Below are 19,618 nucleotides of genomic sequence, written 5' to 3' on the forward strand. Positions count from 1 at the left end.
ATGGGGGAACACCGCCTATTCGAAAGTCCCGTCAAGGTCAGGTTTACGCCCGACCACCGCTTTCGGAGACCCTTGTGCGCCTTCCCGTTTCATTTGCCTTGATCGCCGCGCTGTTGCTTCCGGTTCCTGCTCTGGCCGACGCTCTGGTCGATAATGTCGATGGTATCACGCTGGACGAGAAGGGCGAAGTCGTCCGCTTCACCGGAATCGTGATGTCGCCCGACGGCAAGGTGGTGAAGCTGCTCAAGCGTGGCGAAAAGCGGCCCGAGCGCCCGGACTGGCGCGCCGATCTGAAGGGCCGTGTCGTCATCCCCGGCATGGTCGATGCGCATGGCCATGTGATGAATCTCGGTTTTCGCGCCCTCGCGCTCGACCTGTCGGCGACCCGGTCGCTGGCGGACGCGCAGGCGGCGATCCGCCGCTACGCTGCCGACAATCCCACCCGCCGCTGGATCACCGGTGGCGGCTGGAATCAGGAAGTCTGGGGCCTTGGCCGCTTTCCCACTGCGGCGGAGCTGGATGCGGCGACCGGCGACGTCCCGACCTGGCTGATCCGCGCTGACGGCCATGCCGGCTGGGCGAACAGCGCTGCGCTGAAGGCGGCGGGGATCACCGCAGCGACCAAATCGCCGGCGGGCGGCCGGATCGAGCTGGTCGCAGGCAAGCCTGGCGGGGTGTTCGTCGATGCGGCGATGGAATTGATCGAAAAGGTGCTGCCCCAGCCCACACCGCGCGACCGCAACGCCGCCTTCGTCAAGGCGCAGGACATCCTGTTGTCGATGGGCGTCACAGCCAGCGCGGACATGGGCACCAGCGTCGATGACTGGCTGACCTATCGCCGCATGGGCGACATGGGCCTGTTGCGGATGCGGATCATGTCCTATTCGGACGGCGTCGAGACCGCGCTGCGCGTCGGCGGCAGCGGCCCGACACCGTGGCTGTATGGCGACAAGCTGCGCATGGGCGGCATCAAGCTCTATACCGATGGCGCGCTCGGCTCGCGCGGGGCGTGGCTCAAGGCCCCCTATAGCGATGCACCGGGCAATCGCGGCCTGCCGTTCCTGACCGATGCCCAGCTCTCGAACCTGCTCGTCCGCGGCGCGATGGACGGGTTTCAGTTCGCGATCCACGCGATCGGGGACCGCGCGAACCAGCAGGTTCTCGACGCGATCGCAGAGGTCAGCGACACCTATAAGGGCGATCGCCGCTGGCGGATCGAGCATGCTCAGGTCATCGATCCGGCCGACCTGTCGCGCTTCGCCAAGCTCGGGGTGATTGCGTCGATGCAGCCGGTGCACCAGAGCAGCGACCGCACTATGGCGGAAGCACGCGTCGGCGCGGCGCGGCTGGCGGGTGCCTATGCGTGGAAGTCGATGCTGGATAGCGGCGCGCGCATTGCCTTTGGCTCGGACTATCCGGTCGAAAGTCCCAATCCGTTCGAGGGCTGGGCAACCGGCTTCACCCGGCAGGACGGGCAGGGGCAGCCGTTCGGCGGCTGGCGGCCGGAAGAAGCGCTCACGCGTGAGCGCAGCTGGCGCGCCTTCACCCTGGACGGTGCCTATGCCGGCTTTGCCGAGACGAAATTCGGGCATCTGGCACCCGGCATGCGCGCTGATTTCATCGTCATTGACCGCGACCCGCTGCTTGCGTCGTCGAGCGAACTGCGCGCGACCGTGGTGATCGAAACCTGGGTCGGCGGCGAGCAAGTCTATCGCCGACCGGGCAGTGACGCTTCGGGCGGGCGTTAGGGTCGTTTTCGGTTAGGCGGCACCGGCGCGCGCCAACGCCGCTCAACCGCAGCCAAAACGCATTCGGCCCGCCCGGCCGGACCGCCACCGCGAGGGAGTGGGTGGGGTCCGGCGGGCGGGCCGTTCGCACTCCGGGAAGGCAGCGCGAAGCGGGAGAGCGTCAGGCGGCCATGTGCAACGCTGCGCTTGCGCGGCGGCCGCCGGTGCCAGGCTGAAATGCGCTGGCATGTTCGGCAAGACGATCGGCTTCGGTGCTCAGCGTCTGCGCCGCGGCGGAGGTTTGTTCGACCATCGCCGCATTCTGCTGGGTCGCGCTGTCGAGCGACTGGATCGCGCCGGACACTTCGCTGATCGCCGTCGCTTGCGACCGGCTGCCTTCTGCGACTGTGTCGAGCAGGCTGTTGACCTCTGCCACGTCGGTGGCGATGCCGACCAGCGCGGAGTCGACGCGGCGCACCGCCTGGACCGCGCCTTCGATATCGACCTGGGTTGCGGTCAGCTGCTCGCGCGCCTGTTTCGATTCTTCTTCTGCACGCATTGCGAGCGCGGAGACGAGGTCGGCAACGACCGCGAAACCGCGGCCGGCTTCACCCGCACGGCCCGCCTCGACCGCAGCGTTCATCGCGAGCACGCGGGTCTGGAACGCGATCTTGTCCAGGCCTTCGATGACATCGTCGATGCCCTTGGCGCTGTCGGACACCCGGGTCATCGCCTGCATCGCCTCTTCGGCCACCGCCCGGCCCGACACAACCGCACCATGCGCGCGGTCGGCGCGCGTCACGGTGTCGCCCGCAGCGGTCGCGCTTGCCCGCACGCTGCCGTCGATCTGCGTAACGGCGGCTGCGGTCTCCTCGATCGACGCCGCATTGCTCTCGGTCCGGCGTGCCAGATCGTTGGTCGCGCTGGCAATTTCGCTGGTGCCGGTGCGGATTGCCTCGACGCTCTGGCTGACGGCATGGACCAGGTTGCGCAGCCCGGCGACAGCCGAGTTATAATCGTCGCGCAGCCCCTGATATGCTGGCGCCACATTGGCATCGATGCTGTGCGAGACATCGCCGGCCGACAGGCGCTTGAGTGCACTGCTCAACAGGTCGACAATCTTTTTCTGCTCGGCCTCGTTCGCGCGCTTGGCGACCTCGGCGGCCTCCTTGGCGATCGCTGCGTCGCGGAAGACGTGGAGCGCGCGGCCCATGTCGCCAATTTCGTCGCGACGGTCGCCCGTCTGCGCCTCGACCGCATGGTCACCCGCAGCCAGCCGCGCCATCTTGCCGACCATGTCGGCCACCGGTTTGGCGATCGAACGGTTGAGCAGAAACGCCAGCCCACCCGACAGCGCCAACATGATCGCGATGCCCAGGCCCAGCGTCCAGCGGACCGCAGCGCGCAGGCTTGATTCCTCGGCGTCCGCAGCCACGACACGGCTCTTTTGCGCCGCGTCCAGCGCCTTGATCGCGTCGCGGATCCGGCTGAGCTGTTTCTTGCCGGCCAGTTCCTGCGCCTCGGCGCGCGTTGCCGGATTGCGGGCCAGCGCGATGGTCGGCTCCAGCTTGTCCTTCTGCCATTCGGCGGTCGCTGCGGCGTATTCGTCGATCAGTCCGCCAAAATCATGCCCCTGCGATACGCTGCGGATCTCATCGACCGCCTCGGTCACCTTGTCGCGATTTTCGACATAGGTTTCGTAAAAGGCCGGCTGCCCCAGGATGGTGAAACCGCGCACGGCATTCATCTGCTCGAGCGTCAGATAGAGCAGGGTCTGCGTTGCCCGCGCCCCGGCATGTGCATTCGCCTTTTCGGTCTGTGCCTTTTCCAGACCGCCAATGGCGTTGATGATCAGCGCGCTCACACCGCCGAACGTCAGGAGGAGAAGGAGAAAGGAGGCGGCGAGCTTGCGCCAGATCGGCCAGTTCTGCATCGGTGTCGTGCCTTTGATTGTCGCAAAAGGGTGGGCGCGTCGATGCACGCCCGTTCTTCAGGCCAATATAGGCTCGCCTCAGCCCGTCCGGTCGTGCAGCGCTCTAGAATCGCGTGTGCGTGACGCGCTGGAAACCGCAGTGTCGCTGCTTAACGCGCTGCTAACCATCAATATTGCCCGGCCGCGACCGGATCATGCTCCGACCTCCCAAAATTGAAAGGCGGGATGCGCTGTGCAGCCCGTCGCTGGGCCTGCGTCTAAGGACCTGGCTGCAGAAGCGGCCAATTTTTCCAGAAGGAATATGATCATGGGTTTTTCGGTTAACACGAACACTGGCGCGATGGCGGCTCTCCAGAGCCTGAATCAGACCAACAAGTCCCTCGCCACGACCCAGAGCCGCATCAACACCGGCATGAACGTCGCGTCGACCAAGGACGATTCGGCCGCTTTCGCGGTCGCACAGACGCTTCGCGGCGATCTGGGCGGCCTGAAGTCGGTCGGCTCGTCGCTCAGCCGTGCAAAGAGCACGGTTGACGTCGCGGTGGCCGGTGCCGAGCAGATCTCCGACCTCGTCAACCAGATGAAGGCCAAGGCGATCGAAGCTTCGGACGCAGGTCTGGACACGGCCAGCCGCACGTCGCTCGGGAAGGATTTCGATGGGCTCAAGCAGCAAATCGAAACCGTCATTGAATCCAGCGAATTCAATGGCACCAACCTGCTGAAGGCAGCGAGCGGCACGGTGAGCGCGCTTCAGTCGACCGATATGGCGGCTGCTACGCTCGACGTGGCGAACCAGGACTTCACTGCGGTCGTGACCGCGATCGGCACCACCTTCACCGACGCCGCTACGGCGGAGACGATGGTGGGCACTCTCGAAACCCAGGCCACTGCCATCAACACCAAGATGAGCACCCTGGGCGCTGCCTCGCGTAAGATCGAGGGCCAGCAGTCGTTCGTCAGCAAGCTGTCGGACGTGATCGAGAGCGGCATCGGCAACCTTGTCGACGCCGACCTGGCGAAGGAATCGGCCAAGCTTCAGGCGCTGCAGGTCAAGCAGCAGCTGGGCGTTCAGGCACTGTCGATTGCCAACCAGGCGCCGCAGACGATCACCTCGCTGTTCCGTTAATAAAAACTTCCCTGACAAAGGCGGGTCGGGACGCGAAAGCGTTCCGGCCCGTTTTTTTGTCTCGGCACGGCCGCGGTCCCGACGACGTCTATCGCACGGATTTGCGATGAAATTCTCATTCCGGGCACCCGTGCCGCTGTTGCGGCTTCTATAACAATGGCATGGTAACCAGTGCCCCCCGCATCCGAGAGATTATCGACGCCACCGGCCTGCGGCTGCGGGTGACGATTGAGGCCGGCACGCGCGGTCCTGCGATCCGGCTAGGCCGGCCCGATCTCGACGCCGATGTGCGGCTCGACGTGCACGGCGCGGACCTGCTGTGCGGCTATCTGGTCGCCGCGCGGCTTGCTGGGCGCCAGCAGCTCGCCGACGAGACCTCGCTCGGTCCGCTGGCTGCGACCTTCAGCCTCTCGCATGACCCGATCGTGCGGATCGAGGTGCGCCGCCATTTGCTCGACGACGCGCTGCTGACGATCCCCGCGACCATGTGGGACCGGCTCTATGCCGAATTGTGCATCGTGGGGGCGCACGCCCGGGCGCTGGGCGGCCTCTCCGCTGCAGCGGAGGCTGCCTAGTAGTTTTACAATAGGTAATCGCGCAGTATTTCGTTCCGGCCCCGCAACCGGCATCTGGGATCAGGATACTACGCTCGAAAACAGGGAACGAGCATGATGGACCCGCGGGAAACGCAAATGCTGAAGAACGACCCCGACCGTCGCGTATGGGGGATGGGTCCGCAGCCCGAATTCCGGGTGAGCGTTACGCTGACCCTCACGGATGCCGATCGGCTGTGGCACGCCGCGCGCGAACGCCTGCTCGCTGCACCAGGCGGCTGCGAAGAGCTGGTCGAGGAAACGATCGGCCCGGTCGAAGCGCCGCAGCTCGCCGATTGCGTCGCGTTGCTCTGTGCGCCCGCGCTGGTGCCGGGCTGCTCGGTCGATGACTATTGGGTCGATGCCATGCCCGGCCTGCCCAGCCAGGACGCGATTGCAGCCTGACATGAAACAGGGGCGCGCCGGTGGCACGCCCCGCACAAGATCCCCCGAAGAAGGGGCCGGCGCGATCCCTCACGCCGGCCCCTTCGACGTTTTTCATTAGGCTGCGGTGCCGGCCCGCTCCCCCACCCGGCCACCCATAGAATGCTGGCGCGGGTGGCCGGGCGGGGGAGCGGGCCGGCACCGCAAATCCTTATCCCGCCACCGGGCCATCATAGGGGCGCCGGGCATAATAGCCGAAGCCCGCGATGATGGCGTAGCACAGCGCCGGCAGCGCAAAGGCGATTGCGAGACTGCCCGTCGAGTCGGCAATCGCGCCCGTCGCCAGCGGGATGACCGCGCCGCCAAAAATCGCGATATTGATGATCCCCGAACCGTCCGCCGCCCGGCTGCCCAGCCGCTCCGACGCGAGCGCGAAGATCGTTGGGAACATGATCGAGTTCATCAGGCCGATTGCGAGCAGTGAATAGGCAGCGACCGCCCCGCTGGTGTTCGCCGAGATGACGATCAGCGCAACTGCACCGATGGCGACGCCCGTGAGCAGCTTGCCTGGAGCAACGAAGCGCATCAGCCCCGAGCCGATCAGTCGCCCGATCATCGCACCGCCCCAATAGAGCCCGATCATCTTCGCAACCGCCGCCTCAGGCTGCGCGAGTACCCGGTCGAGAGCCAGATAGTTGATTATGAAGGAGCCGATCGACACCTCCGCGCCGACATATAGGAAGATGCACAGTGCACCGAAGCTGAAACGGGGCCGAGCCAGCAGATCATTGCCATAAAGCCAAACCACCGGTGCAAGCATGATCAGGATTAGGCCCGCCACAGCGTGCAGCATGGTCGCAACCACCGCGCCCGCAATGAAAACGGCGAGCCCGATTGCGTAGCGCGACGGGCGGACGAATTCTTTGTCACCCATGCTGTCCGAGCGGTGAGGCAGGCGATTGCGGAACAGCCAGACGGCTGCTGCGACGACTGCCAGCGCGGCGGCGATACCCAGATATCCGTTGACGATGACCTGGCTCTCGGCCGAGCGATAGGCTGCGAGCTCGGCGCCGGCGAGCGTGGTGACATCCACACCTGCAATGCTTCCAAGAATGAGCGCCGCGCCGACGAGCGGGAAGACCCAGGTGCCGAACGAGTTGAACGCCTGGGCAAAGGTCAGGCGGCTATGCGCGGTCTCCGGCTTGCCGAGCAGCGAGATCAGCGGGTTGGCGACGACCTGAACGATCACCACGCCACTCGCCAGCACGAACAGCGCGCCCAGGAACAGGGCGTAGGTCGCAGTCTGCGCCGCAGGAATGAAGAGCAGGCAGCCGACGATCATCGTGACGAGGCCCGCCACAGCGCCGCGCATATAGCCGAGCTTCTTAACCAGCTGCGCGCCCGGAATACCGATTACCAGATAGGCGGTGAAAAAGCAGAACTGGATCAGCATCGCCTGAGTGTAGTTGAGCGTGAACAGCTCCTTCAGCTTCGGGATAAGCACGTCGTTGAGCGACGTGATGCCCCCAAAGATGAAAAACAATGCGAAGACAAAGACCTGAAGGTCCGGGGCGTTCACCCCTTGCGCGCCCGGATCGCCCGAATTCGGGTCGGTCGAGCTCATGTTCGTGACGGGTGCGGCCAAGGCCCCTCTCCTGATAACGTTGTCAGCTGTCGCGATGTTTAACGCCGCTCGCGCGAAAGGCGAGGGGAAAGTGTGTCGATGCGACCATGGTTCGGGTTTCGCGCCCGGTGCAGGGACAAGGCCGATACACGGCGGCGTCAGAGCGGCGCCGCCGCCGCTTTTGGTTGCGATCCCCGCCTCGCGACGATATCGAGGAAGCAGATTGGCGGCCCCCACGGTGGGGGGTGCGTCGCGTCTGAAATAACTGGGGGAAGTTGGCATGGAAACGCAGCGCTTCGATCGCGAAGAAGGTCAGCCGGTTCAGTGGGTCGCGCCGCTTCAGTCGATCGAGACCTTCTCGATCTCCGAATTGACCCAGTTCGGCAACCTTCCGCCGGGCGACGATAGTCTGGGCACCTTTACCCAGTCTTGAATTCGGGTGCCGGCTCGCTGCGGTAACGCATGAGCGAATTTCGTGGACATCTTGCGTATAGAACGGAAGCACTGACGGCGCAGGATCGGGCCCGTGTGGGTGCGCCTTTTTTGGGGGCGGGCCTCCCGAAGCCGCGCGTGTGGCGGGACGATATCGCGGCTCTCGCGCTTGCCCAGCGTATCGTTACCACCGAAGATCGCACCGAGCGCCAACCGATCGCAGATCCGGCGGGCCGCGTTGTGCTGTTCGACGGATATCTGTTCGATCCTGCCGCTTTGATTGCCGATCTCCGCCTGCGCCCGCGAACGCCGGATTCCGAAGTGGTTGCGGCGTGGCTTGACCGGTACGGGTTCGACGCGCTGCACCGCTTGCAGGGCGACTTTGCCTGCGCCCTTTGGGACCCGCATGTCCGATGCCTGCATCTGTTCGTGGCACCGATGGCGATGCGGCCGGTCTATTGGTGCGCGCGGCCGACCGGGATTTGGTTCGCAACGACCCTTGGTGCGCTGCATCAGTTTCCGGGCGTTCCACAGCAACTCGATCCGTTGCAGCTGGCGCGGCACTTCACGACGACGGTCGGCGACCCTGCCAACACGGTGTACAAGGACATCCGGCTCGTTGCGCCCGGGGTCCATGTCATCGCCAATGAAAAGGGCGTGCAGGAACGAACCTTTTGGCGGCTCGACCCGCGCCGTCGCGTGAAGCTGAAATCATCGGAGGATTATGTCGAGGCTGCGCGCGCGCTGCTCGATCAGGCGGTTCGGCGCAGTTTGCGCGCAGCCGATACGCCGGGGCTGACACTGTCCGGAGGACTCGACAGTGCAGCGGTAGCTGCCTCGGCAGCGCGCATGCTCGCGCCGAGCCCTCTGCATAGCTACACGGTCGAACCCCCGCCGGGCCAGACGCTCGCCGCGCGGCGTGGGTGGTATGATCGTGAGCGCCCCAAGGTCGATGCGCTTGCGGCGCGCCATCCCAATCTCCACCCGCATTACTGCCACTCCGACGATCCCGCAGCGATCGAGTCCGATCCCACCCCCTTTTTCGTTGCCGGGGGGCGGCCCGTGATCAACATCAATCATATCGGTTGGTTCGAACCGGCCTATCGCGCCGCGCAGCGCAACGGGCACAGCGTTTTGTTGACCGGCCAGTCCGGCAATCTGACGCTGAGCTATACCGGTCTGCGCGGGCTGGCCGACCTTGCCCGCACGGGCCGCTTCGACAAGCTTGCCCGATTACTCCCCCAGGTGGCGCGGTATCGACAGAATACGCTGTGGGGCACACTCAAGGGAGAGGTGCTGATCCCGGCGCTCCCGACCAAGTTGCGCGCGGCGCTGTGGCGCTGGCGGCATGGGGACGTAGCGCCCTCTACCAAATTTGCCGCGATCCGATCGGAATTCGCCGCAGAGGTGGGGCTGGATGCGGCGCTTGCGGCAGAAGGCGATGACGGCCTTTATTTCTACGGAACCGACAGCCGTAAGCTGATCGCGCATCACCTGAACGCGCAGCGTGTCCGGACGCTCGAAACCGTTCGCACCGTGCGCGCCTATTATGGATTGGAGCTGCGCGACCCGTTGGCCGATCCCGATCTTGCCGAATTCTGCCTGGCGATCCCGCGCGACCAATATCTGTTGGGCGGTGTGCAGCGCAGCCTGGCGCGCCGGGTGCTGGCCGATCGCCTGCCCGACGCATTGCTCGCTGAGCGCGGATTCGGACGGCAGAACCCCGAGTGGTTCGCGCGCATCGGTGCCCAGCGTGAGAGTTTTGCTGCGGAGATCGAACGGCTCGCCCATGTGCCGCTCGCCGCCGAGATGCTGGATCTCCCGCGTCTCAAGCAGCTGCTCGACACTTGGCCTCAGGATGCCGCCGCCGCCGAAGCTCGCCGGTTCGAACTGGCGACGCTGCTGCCGCGAGCCGTTCAGACCGGCCGGTTCATTCGCTGGAGCGAGCGGGGCAATCACTGACCGGACGCTCCGCCAGCGCGCGGATGCGATCAACGAGCGCGGGCAGGTCGGAAAGATCTGCGCTGCGGCTCACCTCGACCATCGGAACCCTGTCCGCCAGTCGCGCCATCGCCTTGAAGATCAACGGTTGATAGCCCAGTGCTGCGCCCAGCTTCCACCGATGGACCAGATCATGTCGGCGCATCGCTGCGACGCCGACCAGCGGGTGCGGCGCGGCCACCTGGCCATCCCGCTCGGTCTTCAGAAAGACAATCTGTGCCGGGGGCAGGGCGTCCGGCTGAAACCGTGCTTCGGGGAGCGGAAGGTTGAACTTCTCCAGCCCCTCCCTGCTGCGATCGAGGTCATCGGTCGAAACCCGCAGTTGGCACGCCGAATCGTCCCATAGCTTGACGCGCGGAAAGGCCGACAGAATGCGCAGCGGCTGCCCTTCGTCCAGTTGAAGCGCGCACAGATCGTCGCCAAGCAACCGGTACCCCTGCGCCGAAAATGCCGCAGCCAGCGTGGATTTTCCTGCGCCCGACGCGCCCGAGATCAGCAGCGCCCGGCCACCGATATTGACCGCACTGGCGTGCAGCGGAACCAGCCCGCGCTGAAAGCAGATCAGGGCGAGCACCGTCCCCAGCAGGAACACCCGGATCAAGGGCGCGTCCCGCGGCAGCAGCGGCGCGATGGTGACATGGCGGCCCGCCGCGATCAAATAATCGGCGACCTGCGGTATGGCCACGCGCAGCCCCTGCGACTGGACCTGCACACCCGGCGTCTGGGCCGGCAGGGTCGGATCAAGCGGCGGCACCGCGCCGACCGCGATGGTCAGGTCCGGCAGCCGATCATCGCCGCGCCATGGGCGAAGCTCCGGGAGCGGTAATGTGCTCTGCACGCGCCAGCCGAAAAGCGTGTAATCGTTCATTGCATCCGGTCTGCCGCCCCGCCCCGCAGCGGACGGCTCAGGGGCGCACGGCCTTGGTGATGTTCACCGCCGCGCAACCGCCTTATAGGAGGACCGCATCGAGAAAGGGTAGCACAATCATGGTCGATCTTGAGACGGTTATCGTGCGCAGCGACACGGTCCTCGACGCCAGCGTCGGTGACGAATCCGTCCTGATGAGCATCGAGACCGGTCAATATTACACCGTGAAGGTCACCAGCCGCGCGATTTGGGAACGGCTGGACCAACCCGTCCGGGTGCGTGACCTGTGTGCCGCACTTGCCGGTGCCTATCAGGCGCCGCTGGAAACGGTCGAAACCGATACATTGGCCTTCCTCAACTATCTGGAGGCGCACAAGATGATCGAGCGCCGCGAGGGCTAGTTGGAACGGGACCAAGCACTTCATTTGCCGTGTGCAAGCTGACGGGCTCTATCCCGTGACCGTTCGTCCCGAAACGCTTCCGTGCCGCTCGGCAGCGGTGCGACCCAACTAAATTTCCGCCCGCTTGACGGAAACACCGCCAATGCGGCTCTTATGCGCATGGGGGGAGAAGGTATCACCACGCGCGAGGAGCTAGCTGAATGGGTCGGTCGCGAGATCCTTCCCCTGGAACGCGACCTGCGATCCTGGCTGCGGCGGCGTGTCGCATCGCCAAGCGATGTCGAGGATATCGTGCAGGAATGCTATTGCCGCATCGCCCGCCTGCACGATGTGGCGCACATAACCCAGCCGCGCGCCTATCTCTATGCGGTGGCGCGCAACCTGTTGCAGAATCAGCTGAAGGCAGCACGCGTGGTCCGGCTTGAAGCACTGGCCGAGCTGGACATGGAGTGGAGCTCCGACGACCCCTCGCCGGAAGATGTCGTCATGGCGCGCAGCGAACTGGGGCGGGTACAGGCCGCGCTGGCGACATTGAGCGAGCGCGCGCGCGCCATCTTCATCATGCGCCGCCTTGAGGGCATGTCGCAGCGCGAGATCGCGCAGACGATGGGCGTGTCGGAAGCGGTCGTCGAGAACGACGCCAGCCGCAGCCTGCGCGCCATTCTGCGCCTGCTGACCGATCCGGATGCCGGGGCCGAACCCAGTCTTGCGCGGGGGAAGCGCCGCAATGCGTGAGGCGATGGAAACCGAAGCCGCGCGCTGGGCGCTGCGCCATCCGCTCTCGGCCGACGAGCGCGTGGCGCTCGAGGCATGGCTGGCGGCGCATCCGCACCATGCCGGGGCGCTGTTGCGGGCGCAGGCCGCGCTGAGCAGCATCGATCGCGCCATCGCGCCGGAACCCGCCGTCATTGCCGAGGAGGCAACGCCTGCCGCACCGCGCAGCCGCCGCTGGTTCCTGGCCGGAGCCGGCAGCATCGCCGCCGCCGCCGCACTAACGGTGGTGTTCGGTTTGCGCGGCACGGCGGCTGATCACGTGGCGACCGGCCCAGGTGAAATCCGGCGCATGCCGCTCGCCGATGGATCGATCGCGGCGATCGATGCCGAAAGCGAATTGCGCATCGCCTTGGCCAAGGACGCACGCCGCATCGACCTGGCGCGCGGCCAGGTGTGGTTTCAGGTGGCCAAGGACCGGCAACGCCCGTTCATCGTCGATGCGGGGATTGCCAAGGTACAGGCGGTTGGCACGGCCTTTTCGGTCAAAAGGACCAGCGCGGGCGTGCGCATTGCGGTGACCGAGGGCCGGGTTGCGATCTGGGCATCGGATGCCAGCGGCGCGGTCAGCATCCTCGATGCCGGCGAGTTTGCGGCCTTTCGCAGTGACGGGACCGCGCCGGTGACCGGCAATGCCCCGAGCGCCATTGAGCGCTCGCTCGCCTGGCGCGAAGGGGAAATCGCGCTGGAGGGCGAAACGCTCGACGAGGCAGTGGCCGCGTTCAACCGGTACAATCAGCAACAGCTCGTCGTGCGCGATCCGGCGCTCGGGCGGGAACGGCTGGTCGGGCTGTTCCAGCTCAACAACCCGGTCGGCTTTGCCAGGACGCTGGAGGCGACGCTGGACGCCGAAGTCACCGTCACGCCGAACGAAATCAGCCTGTCGCGAAATAAAAACGCCTCCAAGTGACGGAAAAGCGGACTACCGCCGCTCTTCCCCCTTGATCGCAGCATCGCACAAGGCGAGCGCGGAAGCTTGGGGGAGGAGTGCGAATGCGCACGATGAATCATATTCTGATGTCCAGTGTGGCGACGGTTGCGGTGCTGGCGGTTGCGCCCGCCGAAGCGGCGGCACAGATTCGCCGGTTCGACGTGCCGGCGCAGTCGGCCCAAACCGGCATTCCCCAATTCGCGCGTCAGGCCGGCATTCAGATCCTTGCCCCCAAGGCGATCGTCGACGGGCTGAAGGTCAATCGCGTCAAGGGCACGATGCATGTCGCCACCGCGCTGCGTCAGCTGCTCGCCGGGACCGACCTGGTCGCGGTGGATATCGGCGGTGCGATGGTGGTGAAGCGCCGCCCGGCGAGCACGCAGGCAGCCGTCGCCCCGGCGGCTACGACTGCGGCATCGCTGGGCACCGCCGATAGCGCCCCGGCGGCCCCGGCGCAGCAGGAGGCCGCAGCCACTGCAGCTGAAGACACCGGGCCGGGCGAAGAAATCGTGGTCACCGGTTTTCGCCAGTCGCTGCAAAACGCGCAGGAGAATAAGCGGCGCGCGGTCAACACGATCGAGAGCATCATGGCGGAGGACATCGCCAAGCTCCCCGACCTCAACCTTGCGGAATCGATCCAGCGTTTGCCGGGCGTCGCCATCTCGCGCGAGGGCGGCGAGGGTCGCAACATCACGCTGCGCGGCTTTGCGCCGGACTTCACCCGGACGACGCTGAACGGGATGGAGGTACCCGCCAGCAGCGACGGACTGGATTCCGGCGGCTTCACCGTGAACGCCGGTCGCGCATTCGACTTCCACGTCTTTGCGTCCGAATTGTTCAACCGGATCGACATCCAGAAGACCCAGACCGCCTCGATCGAAGAGGGCGGCATCGCCGGCACCGTCGATCTCTATACCTCGAAACCGCTCGACAATCCCGGCTTCAACGTCTTCGTGTCGGGGCAGGGCGGCTATAACTCGCTGACCCGCAAGGTCGATCCGCGCGTCGCGGCGGTGGTCAGCAACACCTTTGCCGACGATACGATCGGCGTGCTCCTGTCGGCCGCCTATTCGCAGCGCACTGTCTATCAGGAGGGGTATTCGAGCGTTCTGTGGATCAGCCCCTATGTCAACGGCGACTCCTGGGCCGACACCAACCCGACCGTCACCGGAACGCCGCGGGCGTGCGGTGCGGCCGACCCGCTCGATTGCCTGTGGGCACCGCGTCTGCCGCGCGCGGACTTTTTCGGCAATGACCAGCAGCGGCTGGGTCTGACCGCGTCGCTGCAATTCCGCCCCACCGACAAGCTGCTGGTGACGTTCGACGCGCTTTATTCGCGGCTGGACAATGACCGGTACAGCTACAATTCGATGGAGTGGCTGCTGACCCACGGCCCGGCCGGCGGCTTTGTCGGCCAGACCCCGGTGGCCTTCACGATCGCGCCGGATGGTCGGCAGCTGATCGCGGCGCGGTTCAACGACGTCACCTCCTGGTACGAAAGCCGCCACCAGCAATCGACGTCCGAATTCAAGCAGTTCGTGCTGTCGAGCACCTACAATATCTCGGACCGGGTGAAAGTCGAAGGCCTGCTGGGGAAGGCCAGCGATGACGCCGATCGCACGGAATTGCGCTTCTATGCGCGTTCGGTGCCGCACGCCTTTTCCTATGACTATCGCACCAATCCGTATGTGCCTGAGGTCGACTTCGGGTCCTATGATCCCAATGTGTTCAGCAATTACATCGATGCGCTGACCGCGGCGAACCGGATCAACACGGTGCTGAAGGAAAACTTCACCGGCAAGCTCGGCCTGACCTATGCCGATGACAACGGTTTCTCTGCCAAGACCGGCTTTGCCTATAACGACCGCAAGGTCCGCTATGGCGAAGGGGCGGGGGCCAATGTCAACTTCAATCCCTCGACCTATATGCGCGACTTTCCCTATCCGAATTTCGGTCAGGGGTTCGAAGGCATCGGGCTGAACCGTTTTGCGGTGATCGATTTCGACAAGATCGCCAGCAGCGGGCTGATCCCGGGCGGTTACACCACCAATGTCGGTGCCGGCTGGGAAGTGGGTGAGGAGACGCTGGCGGGCTATGTCGAGCTCAATGGCAGCTTCGACCTGGGCGGCATGCAGCTACGCGCCAATACCGGTCTGCGCTACGTCAAGACCAACCTCAGTTCGCGTGCGACGATCGCTGGCCAGCCGGTTGAGGTGACGCGCAGCTACGAAAACTATCTGCCGTCGATGAACCTGGCGCTGGACATCACCGACAAGCTGGTCGCGCGCTTCGCCTATGCGCGCAGCATGACCCGGCCCGGCCTCAGCACGCTCAACATCGCCGGACCGGTGTTCGGCTATACCACGCGCACGGTCGGCAATCTCGGCAACCCGGACCTCAAGCCCTATCAGTCGAACGACATCGACGCGGGCCTCGAATGGTATTTCGGCAAGGGCGGCCTGCTGGCGGTCAATTTCTTCAACAAGGATATCACGACGTCGCTGACGACGCGGGTGGTGACGCAGATGGTCGACCCGGCCTTCTGGCCGGCCATCTATGCCGACCCGCAATATGACCCGTCCTACAATGCCGACCCGGCGCTGGTGCCCTACACCTTCACGATCCCGGTGAATGCGGACGGCGGCAACAGCGTGAAGGGGATCGAGCTGACCTATAATCAGCCCTTCACCTTCCTCCCCGGCGCGCTGCGCAACCTGGGCGTGGCATCCAACTACACCTATGTCTCGGCCCGGGATTCGACGGGACTGTCGCGCAATTCGTACAATCTGACGGTCTATTATGACTCGAAGAAGTTCGGCGCCCGGCTGTCGGCGAACAAGCGTGACGACTATCTCCTGTCCCAGCCGGGGAGCAGCGGCAACGCCCAGGAGCGCAAATATGGGCCGACCCATGTCGACTTCTCGGCCTTCTACAATGTCACGCCGCAGCTTACTCTGACCGTCGAAGGGATCAACATCACCGATGAGGTCGAGCGCATCTATGGCACCGGAGACGGCACGCAGGACCTCACCCGCGAATACACCCACACGGGAGCGCAGTGGTTTGTCGGTGCGCGCCTGCGTTTTTAAACCGGCGGCCCTCTCCGCAGGTCTGCTCTGCGCCGTCGCCAATCCCGTGGCGGCGCAGAGCCTTTTGCCGATCGATGACAGCTTTAATGTCGCGCGCCGCTTTGCTGCGGACCGGCTCGTGTACCCTGAAATTCGGCTCCCACAGCTACGTACGGCCGCTGGCCAGCGCATGCTGTTCGACCAGCGCTATCGCCAGATCGGCGACCGCGACCTCCACCTCGACATCTTCCTGCCGCCAGCGGGCCGATCGAACGGCTTGGGTATCCTGTTGATCCATGGCGGCGCCTGGGCATCGGGCAACAAATCGCACAGCTATCCGCTCGCCAACCTGCTCGCGCAGCGCGGCTATGCCGTGTTCATGCCCGAGTTCCGTCTATCGCCCGAGGCGGGCTATCCCGCAGGGCTGACCGACGTGAACGCAGCGATCCTGTGGGTGAAGGAGCGGAGGGCGGAGTTCGGGCTGCGACCCGACGGCCTGGCGCTGGGTGGCGATTCCTCGGGCGGCCAGATGGCGGCACTGCTTGCCTATTCGGCAGCGACGGGGCAGTTCGCGCCCCAGGCCGGGGCCGACACGCGAGTGCGCGCGCTGATCGACCTCGACGGCGTGCTCGACATGACCGATCCGCTGGCGCTGCGCCATGAGGACGCCGCCCGCGCGGCCTCACCCTTCGCGCGCTGGGTCGGTGGCGATTACGCGACGCAGGCCGCGCGGTGGCGCGCCGCAAGCGCCGCCACTTATGTCGATGCGCAATCGCCGCCGACACTGATCCTGGGCAGCGGTCATGACCGCTTTACAGCCGGTCGGGTCGGCGTGCAGTCGACGCTCGACCGGCACGGCATTCGCAATCGCTTCGTGAAGCTGGCCCGCGCGCCGCATACCTTCTGGCTCTACGACCCCTATCTCGCGCGCGTCGTCGCGGAGATCGACCGCTTTCTCCGGGAACGCTCATGAAGACCGCCATTGCCGCCTTATGTCTGTCCCTGCTCTGCGCCGCCGGATCGCCCGCGCTGGCAAAGACGAGCCTGAAGGTGCGCACGTCCTGCGCTGAGCAGGTGCGCTGTTTCACCACCATCAGCGCGGCGCTGGCCGAAGCCGAGCGCGACCGGTCGGACCGCTGGGTCACGATCGATGTCGGCGCGGGCGTGTTCCGCGAGAAGCCGACCATCCGTCGCAATCGCATCCGGCTGATCGGGCGCGGCGTCGGCCGCACCCGGCTTCACTTCGACGCGGTCGCCGAACATGCCGCGCATTATGACCGGGGCCGCTGGGGCACTGCAGGATCGGCGACGCTGACGGTCGCCGCCGACCAGGTGCTGGTGTCGGGCATGACGATCGAGAATGATTTCGATTACCTGGGCAATGATGCGCTGCCCGAGGGCGATCCGCGCAAGATTTCGAACAGCCAGGGGGTCGCGGTGACGCTGGATACGGCGAGCGACCGCGTCCTGTTCGATCGCGTGGCGCTCCTGGGCTATCAGGATACGCTGTTCACCCGGGGCAAGCGCGCGATCATCCGCAACAGCCTGATTGCCGGCAATGTCGACTTCATCTTCGGCAACGGCATGCTGCTGATCGAGCACAGCGAAGTGCGCACCCGGCGGCGCGGTGCGGCGACGGAGGGGGAGCCGTTTGCGTCGTTCGTCACCGCCCCCTCGACCAATGTTCAGCAGCCGATCGGCATCGTCATCTATCGCTCGCGCCTCACTCGGGAACGGGGGGTTGCCGATGGGTCGGTGGCGCTGGGCAGGCCATGGCACCCGACGACCGTCTTTCCCGACGGCCGCTATGCCGACCCGGCCGCGATCGGGCAGGCGGTGTTCATCGATTGCCATATGGACGCGCATATCCACCCGGACGGCTGGGCGAGCATGCCGGGCACCGCGCGCGACGGGACCAAGACCGCGATCTTCCGCCCGCAGGACTCGCGCTTTGCCGAAATCCGCTCGCGCGGTCCGGGTGCCCGGCGACGCGACATCGGCATTTCGTGGAGGGACGCACCGGACATTGCAACGGTTCGCCGGGCGATGTTCGAACTGGACCCGCGATGATGGCGTGACCGTGGGTGGCTACTCGCTGGCGCGTCGGGCGGGGATGGTGCCGGTTGCAGGAATCGAACCCGCGACCTTCGGTTTACAAAACCGCTGCTCTACCAGCTGAGCTAAACCGGCGCGGCGGGTGGCGCTGGGGCGACCCGCATCTGGATGGCCCCCCTTTGCGTCAAGCGATGCCGAACGTCCAGCCCTCCGCGCGCGCAATTGCTGAAGTCATCGCGGCGGGCCGCCACAGCGCGGGCGCATCCACCGCGCGCCGCAGCCACGCGGCGGTCAGCAGCGCGTCGGTCGCATGGTCGGTATAGCGCGCGATCGGGGCATGCGGTTGTGAGCCCAATGCCGCCAGCGCGGCGTCGAGCGATTCCCCGTCGCGCAGCTTCGATCGCCCCTTGCGCGCACCAGCCGCCCGTGCGGCGATGGCGGTGTAAATCTCAACGACGCATGCACCATGATTGGGCAGCGGATCGAACGGCCAGATCGGCACGCGCCCATCTAACCGGTGGAGCAGCCGCATCCCGGCAAAACTCGCCTTGGCCACCTGAGCCGCGCCGATCGCGTCGAACACGGTCGACGGCTTAGTGCTGCCATCGTGCGCGACCTCGCACGCGCGCCAGTGCAGAAAGTCCGCCTTCGCCCCGTCCGCGGCGCCAAGATAGAAATGCGTCCCGCGGCGGGCATCGATAAACCTCGCCGCGCCCAGATCGGCGTCGTCGCTCTCGGCATCGACATGCGCCCAGAGCGCGCGGGCATCATCGCCCTGTGTCTCGCCAGGCAGGTGCGCGCCGCGCGCCATGAACGGTGCCGAAAAGCTGAAATCGAACCCGATCAGCGCCGGTATGTCCGCCTGCGCCGCGACCCAGTCCAGCACCTCCTGCCGCGCCCAGGCACGGTTGGGTGGCGGTATCAGCACCGGCGCAGCGGTCCCGCGCTCACACATCGCCACGGCGATGCCGGGATGCCGCACTCCCTTGGCACCGGACCAGTCGATCGCGACAAATCGGGAAAAATGATGGGACGACGCCATGGTCCGACGGGCTCAGCCCGGCGTCTCGATCCCCGCAAGCACCGCCAGCCGGATCGCCTCGGCAAAGCTCGACACGTCGAGCTTGAGCATGATCCGCGCGCGATGCGATTCGACCGTCCGCACGCTCAGCCCAAGCTTCTCGGCGACTTCGCGGTTGGTCAGCCCATCGACCAGCAGCGCCAGAATCTCGACCTCGCGCTCACTCAGCGTTTCCAGCCGGTCGCGCTCGCGGTCGGACTGCCGCTCTTCGGCCAGATTGCGGTCGAGCAGGTCGAACGCGATTTTGAGCGGGCCAAGCAGCTTTTCAAGCGTGAAGGGCTTTTCGATAAAGTCGATCGCGCCTCGCTTGAGCGCTTCGACTGCTGAGGTGATCTGCCCCTGTCCCGACACGATAATCGCCGGGAAACGGCGATGATCGAATGCGCGCAACGCCTCATTCCCGGACAGACCGGGCATATTCAGGTCGAGCAGGACGACCCCCGGGGCGGCGCCATCGCGTGCAGCGGTCAGAAAACGCTCGGCCGAATCCCACGCGCTGACCGACACCCCCGGCAATGTCGCCACCAGGCTTGCAATGACATCGCGGGCAAGATCATCGTCATCGACGACATGAATGGTTCTGGACATTCTCATTCGCTGCTTGGAACCTGAACCGGCCTGAT

At 65.6% G+C, this 19,618-nt stretch carries 17 protein-coding genes and 1 tRNA gene; 12 read left to right on the forward strand and 6 right to left on the reverse strand.

Translation table 11 applies throughout. The annotated features are described in order from the left end of the window. Positions 1 to 74: 74 nt before the first annotated feature. Entirely contained in the window at positions 75 to 1,748 is a 1,674-nt protein-coding gene (locus ACRYLO_RS03845) for an amidohydrolase (RefSeq protein WP_482658951.1), read from the forward strand. A gap of 160 nt (positions 1,749 to 1,908) precedes the next feature. On the opposite strand, the gene ACRYLO_RS03850 is transcribed toward ACRYLO_RS03845, so the two are convergent. Continuing rightward, the gene (locus ACRYLO_RS03850; protein ID WP_482658952.1) at positions 1,909 to 3,660 is read right to left on the reverse strand and encodes a methyl-accepting chemotaxis protein; all 1,752 of its coding nucleotides are present in this window, start codon (positions 3,658 to 3,660) and stop codon (positions 1,909 to 1,911) included. Positions 3,661 to 3,967: 307 nt separating this feature from the next. Between ACRYLO_RS03850 and ACRYLO_RS03855 the strand changes: the two genes are divergently transcribed. From ACRYLO_RS03855 to ACRYLO_RS03865, 3 genes are all read left to right on the forward strand, one after another. Further along, positions 3,968 to 4,786: a flagellin gene (locus tag ACRYLO_RS03855; RefSeq protein WP_482658953.1), complete on the forward strand. Its 819-nt coding sequence runs from the start codon at positions 3,968 to 3,970 to the stop codon at positions 4,784 to 4,786. A 161-nt stretch (positions 4,787 to 4,947) separates the two neighbouring features. Next, positions 4,948 to 5,361 carry a hypothetical protein gene (locus tag ACRYLO_RS03860; protein ID WP_482658954.1) on the forward strand — a complete coding sequence of 138 codons (414 nt, stop codon included), beginning with the start codon at positions 4,948 to 4,950 and terminating at the stop codon, positions 5,359 to 5,361. A gap of 117 nt (positions 5,362 to 5,478) precedes the next feature. Continuing rightward, positions 5,479 to 5,784, forward strand: coding sequence for a hypothetical protein (locus ACRYLO_RS03865; protein ID WP_482658955.1), 306 nt, complete (start codon positions 5,479 to 5,481; stop codon positions 5,782 to 5,784). A 190-nt stretch (positions 5,785 to 5,974) separates the two neighbouring features. On the opposite strand, the gene ACRYLO_RS03870 is transcribed toward ACRYLO_RS03865, so the two are convergent. Continuing rightward, positions 5,975 to 7,387 (reverse strand): sugar MFS transporter, encoded by a 1,413-nt coding sequence (locus ACRYLO_RS03870; protein ID WP_482661666.1) that lies wholly within the window; start codon positions 7,385 to 7,387, stop codon positions 5,975 to 5,977. Positions 7,388 to 7,667: 280 nt separating this feature from the next. On the opposite strand from ACRYLO_RS03870, the gene ACRYLO_RS03875 reads away from it, so the two are divergent. Both ACRYLO_RS03875 and ACRYLO_RS03880 read left to right on the forward strand, forming a co-directional pair. After that, positions 7,668 to 7,820: a hypothetical protein gene (locus ACRYLO_RS03875; RefSeq protein ID WP_482658956.1), complete on the forward strand. Its 153-nt coding sequence runs from the start codon at positions 7,668 to 7,670 to the stop codon at positions 7,818 to 7,820. Positions 7,821 to 7,915: 95 nt separating this feature from the next. Next, positions 7,916 to 9,781 (forward strand): asparagine synthase-related protein, encoded by a 1,866-nt coding sequence (locus tag ACRYLO_RS03880; RefSeq protein ID WP_482658957.1) that lies wholly within the window; start codon positions 7,916 to 7,918, stop codon positions 9,779 to 9,781. Here the strand turns inward: ACRYLO_RS03880 and ACRYLO_RS03885 are convergent. Continuing rightward, positions 9,750 to 10,688 (reverse strand): HPr kinase/phosphorylase, encoded by a 939-nt coding sequence (locus ACRYLO_RS03885; RefSeq protein ID WP_482658958.1) that lies wholly within the window; start codon positions 10,686 to 10,688, stop codon positions 9,750 to 9,752. The genes ACRYLO_RS03880 and ACRYLO_RS03885 overlap by 32 nt on opposite strands. A 119-nt stretch (positions 10,689 to 10,807) precedes the next feature. Between ACRYLO_RS03885 and ACRYLO_RS03890 the strand changes: the two genes are divergently transcribed. From ACRYLO_RS03890 to ACRYLO_RS03915, 6 genes are all read left to right on the forward strand, one after another. Next, complete coding sequence (locus ACRYLO_RS03890; protein WP_482658959.1) at positions 10,808 to 11,089, forward strand: PqqD family protein; 282 nt, start codon at positions 10,808 to 10,810, stop codon at positions 11,087 to 11,089. A 159-nt stretch (positions 11,090 to 11,248) separates the two neighbouring features. Then, on the forward strand, positions 11,249 to 11,824 hold the full coding sequence (locus ACRYLO_RS03895; protein WP_482658960.1) for an RNA polymerase sigma factor: 576 nt from the start codon (positions 11,249 to 11,251) through the stop codon (positions 11,822 to 11,824). Next, complete coding sequence (locus ACRYLO_RS03900) at positions 11,817 to 12,770, forward strand: FecR family protein (RefSeq protein WP_482658961.1); 954 nt, start codon at positions 11,817 to 11,819, stop codon at positions 12,768 to 12,770. The genes ACRYLO_RS03895 and ACRYLO_RS03900 overlap by 8 nt, the downstream gene beginning before the upstream one ends. Positions 12,771 to 12,853: 83 nt before the next feature. Further along, entirely contained in the window at positions 12,854 to 15,880 is a 3,027-nt protein-coding gene (locus ACRYLO_RS03905) for a TonB-dependent receptor (RefSeq protein WP_482658962.1), read from the forward strand. A 46-nt stretch (positions 15,881 to 15,926) separates the two neighbouring features. Continuing rightward, a complete protein-coding gene (locus tag ACRYLO_RS03910; protein WP_482658963.1) occupies positions 15,927 to 16,832 on the forward strand; it encodes an alpha/beta hydrolase fold domain-containing protein in 906 nt (301 codons plus the stop codon). Next, the gene (locus tag ACRYLO_RS03915) at positions 16,829 to 17,929 is read left to right on the forward strand and encodes a pectinesterase family protein (protein WP_482658964.1); all 1,101 of its coding nucleotides are present in this window, start codon (positions 16,829 to 16,831) and stop codon (positions 17,927 to 17,929) included. The genes ACRYLO_RS03910 and ACRYLO_RS03915 overlap by 4 nt, the downstream gene beginning before the upstream one ends. 44 nt (positions 17,930 to 17,973) lie before the next feature. Here ACRYLO_RS03915 and ACRYLO_RS03920 read toward each other — a convergent pair. The 3 genes from ACRYLO_RS03920 to ACRYLO_RS03930 form a co-directional block, all read right to left on the reverse strand. Beyond that, positions 17,974 to 18,049 (reverse strand) — tRNA-Thr (locus ACRYLO_RS03920). A gap of 49 nt (positions 18,050 to 18,098) precedes the next feature. After that, positions 18,099 to 18,956, reverse strand: a complete 858-nt coding sequence (locus tag ACRYLO_RS03925) for a hypothetical protein (RefSeq protein ID WP_482658965.1) — start codon at positions 18,954 to 18,956, stop codon at positions 18,099 to 18,101. Positions 18,957 to 18,968: 12 nt separating this feature from the next. After that, positions 18,969 to 19,583, reverse strand: coding sequence for a response regulator transcription factor (locus ACRYLO_RS03930; protein WP_482658966.1), 615 nt, complete (start codon positions 19,581 to 19,583; stop codon positions 18,969 to 18,971). Positions 19,584 to 19,618 lie beyond the last annotated feature (35 nt).

The organism is Sphingomonas sp. SDUR79 (assembly GCF_056821745.1).